Here is a 7,911-nt window from a genome sequence, read left to right as displayed (position 1 = left end):
GTTGATCCTGCTGATCCCGAAGTCGATGCTCTCCACAGAAAAGGCGTGACTTATCCGGCTAATAGCCGGATGCGCACCATCATGCCGACGACTTTGAGTCGCCGGTAGGATGGGTAATCTATTGGGCTGTAGCACCTTCGAATATAAATATTCTGTGACGCCGCGCTTCTACTGTTCGTTTTACTCAGCTCATTTTTTCTCTGGTGTTCAGGAGTGTGCGGTATCTGGTGAGAGATACCAGTCAGCATAGGGTGTATTGGCGACCTGGCATCTATTGAAGTCAGGACCCCCATCATTTTCCCTTAGGTGATCTATGGATTACATCATGTCTGAAGCTACCAGCTAATTCGCGATTGCTGTCGCTGTGATTAACCTGCTCGTCGATCTTTGGGCGATTGTCAGCGTGTTTCGCAGCAACAAAACGGGAGGTACAAAGGCGGCTTGGGTGCTCGCTCTAATCATCTTCCCCATCCTGGGTTTGATTGTTTGGGGAGTGGCGGGGCCACTAGGATAAAGGAAGGCCCATCGTCCCCTGAGCCCAGTAAAGGCTCACAAGGCTGAAAGTTATCGGGCTCGATGGCCTTGGCTGACGATTGTCAGCGCTGACGCTGTCCCTGATTGAAATAAAAGGGGACAGGGCTCGAATACCCCATCCCCGTCATCACATAACAATCAGAACTTGAACGCCTGGCGTCCAACCAGCAGCCAGCGGCCTTTCTGTTTCTGCCAGATCTGGAAGTTTTCGATCTCGGTTGGAATCACTTCAGTGCCTTTCAATGCCTGTGCCGAGAAATGGTTGCGAACCAGGGCGACGTCACCGGACAGGGTGATGGTCTGGTTTTGCATCTCCAGGGTTTTGAAGGCGCTTCGCCCGGTTTCGATGTCGGCGATGTATTCCTGTTTGTTCTGGATCTTCCCGCTGGAATGCCCGTAGGTCAGGTTCTCGGCGGTCAGTGCGTTCAGTTCGGGAATGTTCTTTTTCAGCATGGCTTGGGTCAGGTGGTCGACGGCCTGCGCCACGTCTTTCTCAGCGGAGGACGGGGTTGCCGCGACGTAGCCACTGAACAGGCACAGAAAACCAATCAGCACTTTCATTTTTTTCATGGGTGTTTCCTTGTTGTTGTGGGTGATCGAGTGATGGACCTTAAACGGCATTCATCAGTCGTCGTACAACCTAGCATGCACTGATGAAAAAACGAACTTGCGGGCCGGGGTTTTCTCGAAGTTATGGAGATGTTCATGCGCGAAGTCGCCGGGGGCTTGGTTGAACGAGCTGAATCAGACTTACATCGGTTGCGCCGGGTGGAGCCTGCCTCGTGACTGCTGGCCATCGTTTGCTGTCGATGGCACGCACTTGCAGCGGTATGCGTCGCAACTGACGGCCGTTGAAATCAACAGCTCGTTTTATCGCCCGCATCGGCCGCAGACCTATCTACGCTGGGCGCAGTCGGTCCCGGCCGCCTTTCGCTTTTCGGTGAAGATGCCCAAGCTCATCACCCATGTGCAGCGCCTGCAGGGCTGTGAGCTGTTGCTGGACGAATTTCTGGCCCAGTGCACCGCGCTGGGTGAGTCTTTAGGTTGCATTCTGGTGCAGTTACCGCCATCGCTGGCTTACGAGGAGGGCGTCGCTTCGGCGTTTTTCGCGGCGTTGCGCCTGCGTTATGCCGGGCCGGTGGTGATTGAACCCCGGCATGAAAGCTGGCGGGACGCGGAAGAATTGTTGAACGAGCAGAAAGTCGGCCGGGTGGCTGCCGACCCATCGCCCCTTGCCGATGGCGAGAGGCCGGGTGGCTGGCCGGGCATTCAATACTGGCGCTGGCACGGTTCGCCGCGCATCTATCACAGTAATTACGACCCGAGCCGACTGGAGGCGCTGGCGCAGCAGGTGCGGAACGCGGAGCAGGCGGGCGCCGTCAGCTGGTGCATCTTTGATAACACCGCCAGTGGTTTTGCGCTGGGCAATGCGTTGACCCTGCAAGCGCTTCTGGGCTGCAAGGTTCAAGCGGTTTCCAACCTGTGAGTCACTCAAATCATGCAGGCAAACCCACATCCCCCGATACGAACTGGCGCTGCTGATCCTGCTGCTATTGATCGTCGTGGCGTTCGGCCTCTCTCCCCGCAGTCGAGTTGTTACGGGTTACTGCTGGTTTCCCTTCGCGGCAAAACGCAAAAGGCGCCGATGACGACCGCATGTCGTAAAAGCGCGAGCGCATCGAAATAGCCTTCAATTCCCCTCTGCCGCAGTCGATAGCCTGTTCAGAAGCCATTTGCGAATGGCTGTAGCCAACTGACAGGGGACTCACAGAGTGTCGATAAAACTACGTTTGATCCTGCTGATAGGCACCGGTCTGCTCACGGCTTTGATCATGAGCCTGGTCAGTTACCTGGGAAACTCGCAAATGGCGACCGCGGTGAACGACAACGAGGTCAGCATGGCCGCGCTGCGCAATCACCTCGAAGCGGACATGATGCACGACGCGTTACGCGCCGACGTGCTGTCGGCGATGCTGGTCGGCCTGGGCAAAAGCACCAGCACCCCTGCCGAAGTGCGCAGTTCCATCGAGGAGCACGCGTCGCACTTTCGTGAAGTGCTGGGTGAAAACCTCAAACTGCCGGTCAACGACACCATCAAGGCCGGCTTGAACAAGATCAAACCCAGCCTTGATACCTACATCAGCGCCGCCGAGCGCATTGTCGGGCTGGCCCTGCAAAATCCGGATGCGGCACAAAAAGAGCTGGGCAACTTCAACACCGCCTTCAGCCAGCTGGAAGACCAGATGGCGGCCCTCAGCGAGCTGATCGAAACCAACACCCAGCAAACCAGCGCAGGCACTCAGCAGGCCATCAGTGACGCCAACCTCACGCTCGGTATTGTGCTCGTCGCCAGTCTGTTGCTGTTGCTCGTCCAGGGACGCTGGGTGATTTTGAGCATCATGGGGCCGTTGCAAACCGCCAGCCGCATTGCCGAGAGCATCGCCCACGGCAACCTGAGCGAACCGATTGCCGAGCCCACCCGCAAGGACGAAGCCAGCGCACTGATCCGCAGCCTGGCGACCATGCAGCGCGATTTGCGCGGCATGATCGAAGTGGTGCGCAGCAACGCCCATGGCGTCAGTGGTATGAGCGCGCAGTTGAGCAATGGTTGCCACGAAGTCGCCGACAGCAGCCAGCAGCAAAGCGCCGCCGCCACTACCATGGCCGCCGCCGCGAGTGAAATGACTGCGAGCATCGAGGACATCACTCGCCACGCCGAGCGTGCGCTGAACATGGCCAACCAGGCCGAGGCACTGGCCAAGAATGGCGGTCGGGTGATCCATCAGGTGGTCAACGACATGGACGGGATTGCGCGATCAGCCCAGCAGTCCGCTCAGGTCATCCGCACGCTGGACAAGGAATCCGAGGGCATTTTCAGCATCATTCAGGTGATCAAGGGCATCGCCGATCAAACCAACCTGCTGGCGTTGAATGCCGCCATCGAGGCCGCGCGGGCCGGGGAGCAGGGGCGCGGGTTTGCCGTCGTGGCCGACGAAGTCCGCAGCCTGGCGGGGCGCACCAGCGCTTCCACCCAGGAAATCGCCACGATGGTTGCGCGCATCCAGCAAAGCACCCGCGAGGCGGTCACCAGCATGGAGGCGGGCGTGGCCCAGGTCGACAAAGGCATGGCCGTGACTGCCGACGTCGAACGGGCCATCCGCGAAATCCTCGAAGCCACGCTGAACACCACGCAACTGGTGAACGACATCTCCCGCACGATCGGCGAGCAGAGCCTGGCCAGCAATGAAATCGCGCATCAGGTGGAGGTAATTGCGGGCATGTCGGAAGGCAACAGCAAGGTCATTGGCCAGACGGCTTCGACCACGGATGATTTGTCGGCGCTGGCGGGTAAGCTTTCGCAGTCGGTGGATCGGTTTCGGTTGTGAAGCCCATCCAACATTGATGTCGCCTGACCGGGCGCCATCGCGAGCAGGCTCGCTCGCACATTTTTATCGTTGTAGTACACGGTATTGATGTGCACAGGAGATCCAATGTGGGAGCGAGCCTGCTCGCGATGGCGTCAGATCAGTCAAAGCTGAACTACGGCTTAAAGATACTTATCCGTCACAGCCCCCTCCGAAGCACTCGACACCGTCTTCGCATACTTCGCCAACACCCCGCGTTTGTACTTCGATTCCGGCCGCACCCAGCGCGTCTTGCGCTCGGCCATTTCAGCATCGGAAACGTCCACTGTGATCTGCCGGCTTTCGGCATCGATGGTGATTTTGTCGCCGTCTTCGATCAACGCAATCGGCCCGCCATCAAAGGCTTCCGGCGTGATGTGCCCCACCACGAATCCGTGCGAACCACCGGAGAAACGGCCGTCGGTGATCAGCGCAACGTCCTTGCCCAGGCCTTTGCCCATGACCGCCGACGTCGGCGAGAGCATTTCGCGCATGCCGGGGCCGCCCTTGGGGCCTTCGTAACGGATCACGATCACGTCACCGGCTTTCACTTCACCGTTCAAAATGCCGGCCAGCGCACCTTCCTCACCGTGATAGACCCGCGCCGTGCCTTCAAAACGCAGGCCTTCCTTACCGGTGATCTTGGCCACCGCGCCGGAGGGCGAAAGGTTGCCGCGCAGCACGACCAGGTGGGAATCCTTTTTGACCGGCTGGTCGAAGGGCAGAATCACATCCTGACCTTCAGGGTAATCCGCCACGTTTTCGAGGTTCTCCGCGAGGGTCTTGCCGGTCACGGTCATGGCATCGCCATGCAACATGCCCGCCGCGAGCATGCGCTTCATCAGTGGTTGAATACCGCCGATGGCGACCAGTTCGCTCATCATGTATTGGCCGCTGGGGCGCAGATCGGCCACCACCGGCGACACCTTGCCCAGCTCGACAAAATCATCCAGCGTCAGCTCGACATCCACCGCGTGCGCCATGGCCAGCAGATGCAGCACCGCATTGGTCGAGCCGGCGAGGGCGATCACCACCCGAATCGCATTTTCGAAGGCTTTGCGGGTCATGATGTCCCGGGGTTTGAGGTCCAGCTTCAGCAGCTCCATGACCTGCTGGCCAGCGCGGAAACTGTCCGAGGCCTTGTCGCTGCCGACGGCGTCCTGGGAGCTGGAACCGGGCAGGCTCATGCCCAATGCTTCAATGGCCGAAGCCATGGTGTTGGCCGTGTACATCCCGCCGCAGGAACCGGCGCCGGGTATCGCCACTTCCTCGATCTGCTTGACCTGGATTTCGTTGATGTCACCGCGCGCATTCTGGCCCACGGCTTCGAACACGGAAATGATGTCGGTGTGGCCGGCGCCCGGGCGGATCGTACCGCCATAGACGAAGATGGAAGGGCGGTTCAGTCGCGCCATGCCGATCAGGCAGCCCGGCATGTTCTTGTCGCAGCCGCCCACCGTCACCAGTCCGTCAAATCCTTCACAACCGGCCACCACTTCGATTGAATCGGCGATGACCTCCCGTGACACCAGCGAATATTTCATGCCCTCCGTGCCGTTGGCGATGCCGTCGGAAATGGTGATGGTGTTGAAAATCACGCCCTTGGCCCCGGCGGCATTCGCGCCTTTTTCAGCCTCGATCGCCAGTTTGTCGATGTGCATGTTGCACGGCGTCACCATCGCCCAGGTCGAGGCGATGCCGATCTGCGGCTTCTTGAAGTCCTCGTCCGTGAAACCCACGGCGCGCAACATCGAGCGGCCGGGCGCGCGCTCCACGCCGTCGACCACTTGAGAGGAATATTTGCGCAGGTTGTCTTTATCGCTCATGACTGCTCCTCACCGGCTCGCCGAGAAAATCACGATGAGTATAGTGGCCTCGGCGTCTATGCTCGGACTATCAGGTCGGGAACAGACGCGCGGGTTTGCGATGTCGTGATATTCTTCGCCCCAACTTGGTTTGACCTATTCAGTTTGCGCGTCCACAGACGCGCCAACAGAATCACTGTCGCTCAAGTAGCTGAAGCCAATAAAGATAAAAAGTCAGTTCAGAAGGGACATATAAACTGAGGTCGATGGAACACGTCGGCCTTGTGTGCCCACCCTCCAGTCTTCATGTGCGAGTACCCACGACATCCTGCCTGAATGCCGTAAAACAAGGGCTTGCGAGTGAAGATGGAAGGGCGGATGGCGTTTATCAAAGGTGCTACAGATGTTTAAGAAAATGAACACGGCCCTGCTGGGGCTGGCTTTGTCGATGGGGATCACGTCCGTTCACGCGGAAGAGGCAAAGAAAGTCGATGTATTGCTCATCGGCGGCGGCATCATGAGCGCGACCCTCGGTGTCTGGCTCAACGAGCTGGAACCTGGCACTTCGATGGAAATGATCGAGCGCCTCGACGGCGTCGCCCTGGAAAGCTCCAACGGCTGGAACAATGCCGGTACCGGTCACTCTGCCCTGGCCGAGTTGAACTACACACCGGAAGACGAGAAAGGCAACGTCTCGATCCCGAAAGCCGTTGAAATCAACGAAGCGTTCCAGATTTCCCGTCAGTTCTGGGCCTGGCAGGTTCAGCAAGGCGTGCTGAAGAACCCGCGTTCGTTCATCAACTCCACACCGCACATGAGCTTTGTGTGGGGCGATGACAACATCAAGTTCCTGAAAAAGCGCTACGAAGCCCTGCAAGCGAGCCCGCTGTTCGCCGGCATGCAGTATTCGGAAGACCCGGCGCAGATCGCCAAGTGGGTCCCGCTGATGATGGAAGGGCGCGACCCGAACCAGAAAATCGCGGCCACCTGGTCCCCGATCGGCACCGACGTGAACTTCGGCGAGATCACCCGCCAGTTCGTTGCGCACCTGCAAACGACCCCGAAATTCGACTTGAAACTGTCTAGCGAAGTGCAAGACATCACCAAGAACGAAGACGGCACCTGGCGCGTCAGCTACAAGAACCTGAAAGACGGCACTAAATCCGAAACCGACGCCAAGTTCGTGTTCATCGGCGCGGGCGGCGGTGCCCTGCACCTGCTGCAGAAGTCCGGCATTCCTGAAGCCAAGGAATACGCAGGCTTCCCGGTCGGCGGCTCGTTCCTCGTGACCGAGAACCCGACCATCGCCGAGCAACATCTGGCCAAGGCGTACGGCAAGGCCTCCGTTGGCGCTCCGCCAATGTCGGTTCCGCACCTGGACACCCGTGTCCTGGACGGCAAGCGCGTCATCCTGTTTGGCCCATTCGCGACCTTCAGCACCAAGTTCCTCAAGGAAGGCTCGTACCTGGACCTGCTGACCACGACCACCACGCACAACGTGTGGCCAATGACCAAGGTCGGCATCAAGGAATATCCGCTGGTCGAGTACCTCGCCGGCCAACTGATGCTGTCGGATGAAGACCGCCTCAACGCCCTGAAAGAATACTTCCCGAACGCCAAGGCCGAAGACTGGCGCCTGTGGCAAGCCGGCCAGCGCGTGCAAATCATCAAGCGTGATGAAGCGGCCGGTGGCGTGCTGAAACTGGGCACCGAAATCGTGGCTTCCGCTGACGGCTCCATCGCCGGTCTGCTGGGCGCTTCGCCGGGTGCCTCGACTGCTGCGCCGATCATGCTGACCGTGCTGCAGAAAGTGTTCAAGGACAAGGTGGCTTCGCCTGCCTGGCAGGAAAAGCTGCACCAGATCGTGCCGAGCTACGGCACTCAGCTGAATGGCAGCCCTGAAAAAGTGGCTGAAGAGTGGGCCTACACCGCCAAGGTGTTGCAGCTGACTCCACCGCCTGCAATCGGTCAGGTGGCGGCTCCGGCTGCTGCTCCGGCCGAGGCGCCAAAGGCACCGAAAGCCAACGCTGCGAGCGATATGGCTCTGTAACCAGAGGCGTAATCGAAAAGCCCACTGAACCGATGACGGTCAGTGGGCTTTTTTGTGAACGGGAGTTTCAAACGGAAAGACCGGCATGTCGCTTGCAAACCCTCTACCTTGATCTTTA

The 7,911-nt window shown here is 59.0% G+C and carries 5 protein-coding genes and 2 pseudogenes; 5 read left to right on the top strand and 2 right to left on the bottom strand.

From position 1 onward, the window contains the following. Window positions 1–352 precede the first annotated feature (352 nt). Window positions 353–561 (top strand): annotated as a pseudogene (locus tag ACM6IQ_RS22175) (PLD nuclease N-terminal domain-containing protein). A 111-nt stretch (window positions 562–672) separates the two neighbouring features. On the opposite strand, the gene ACM6IQ_RS22170 reads toward ACM6IQ_RS22175, so the two are convergent. Beyond that, window positions 673–1,104: a nuclear transport factor 2 family protein gene (locus ACM6IQ_RS22170; RefSeq protein WP_414879859.1), complete on the bottom strand. Its 432-nt coding sequence runs from the start codon at window positions 1,102–1,104 to the stop codon at window positions 673–675. A 160-nt stretch (window positions 1,105–1,264) separates the two neighbouring features. Here ACM6IQ_RS22170 and ACM6IQ_RS22165 point away from each other — a divergent pair, with 160 nt between their 5' ends. The 3 genes and pseudogenes from ACM6IQ_RS22165 to ACM6IQ_RS22155 all read left to right on the top strand — a co-directional run bounded on the left by ACM6IQ_RS22165 (window position 1,265) and on the right by ACM6IQ_RS22155 (window position 3,920). Continuing rightward, the gene (locus ACM6IQ_RS22165) at window positions 1,265–2,020 is read left to right on the top strand and encodes a DUF72 domain-containing protein (protein ID WP_414879858.1); all 756 of its coding nucleotides are present in this window, start codon (window positions 1,265–1,267) and stop codon (window positions 2,018–2,020) included. Window positions 2,021–2,306: 286 nt separating this feature from the next. Next, window positions 2,307–3,062 (top strand): annotated as a pseudogene (locus ACM6IQ_RS22160) (MCP four helix bundle domain-containing protein); the annotation flags it as partial. Then, window positions 3,057–3,920, top strand: coding sequence for a methyl-accepting chemotaxis protein (locus tag ACM6IQ_RS22155; protein ID WP_414879873.1), 864 nt, complete (start codon window positions 3,057–3,059; stop codon window positions 3,918–3,920). The pseudogene ACM6IQ_RS22160 and the gene ACM6IQ_RS22155, both read left to right, overlap by 6 nt. 161 nt (window positions 3,921–4,081) lie before the next feature. On the opposite strand, the gene ilvD is transcribed toward ACM6IQ_RS22155, so the two are convergent. Continuing rightward, on the bottom strand, window positions 4,082–5,764 hold the full coding sequence (gene ilvD / locus ACM6IQ_RS22150) for a dihydroxy-acid dehydratase (RefSeq protein WP_017338119.1): 1,683 nt from the start codon (window positions 5,762–5,764) through the stop codon (window positions 4,082–4,084). 382 nt (window positions 5,765–6,146) lie between these two features. Here ilvD and mqo point away from each other — a divergent pair, with 382 nt between their 5' ends. Beyond that, complete coding sequence (mqo, locus tag ACM6IQ_RS22145) at window positions 6,147–7,793, top strand: malate dehydrogenase (quinone) (protein WP_414879857.1); 1,647 nt, start codon at window positions 6,147–6,149, stop codon at window positions 7,791–7,793. The last annotated feature ends 118 nt before the right edge of the window (window positions 7,794–7,911 follow it).

Origin of the sequence: Pseudomonas sp. IT-P100 (genome assembly GCF_949767185.1) — a bacterium.
Lineage (GTDB): Bacteria > Pseudomonadota > Gammaproteobacteria > Pseudomonadales > Pseudomonadaceae > Aquipseudomonas > Aquipseudomonas fluorescens_B.
Note: the sequence above shows the minus strand (reverse complement) of the source record. Positions and strands in the feature narration are given on the sequence as shown.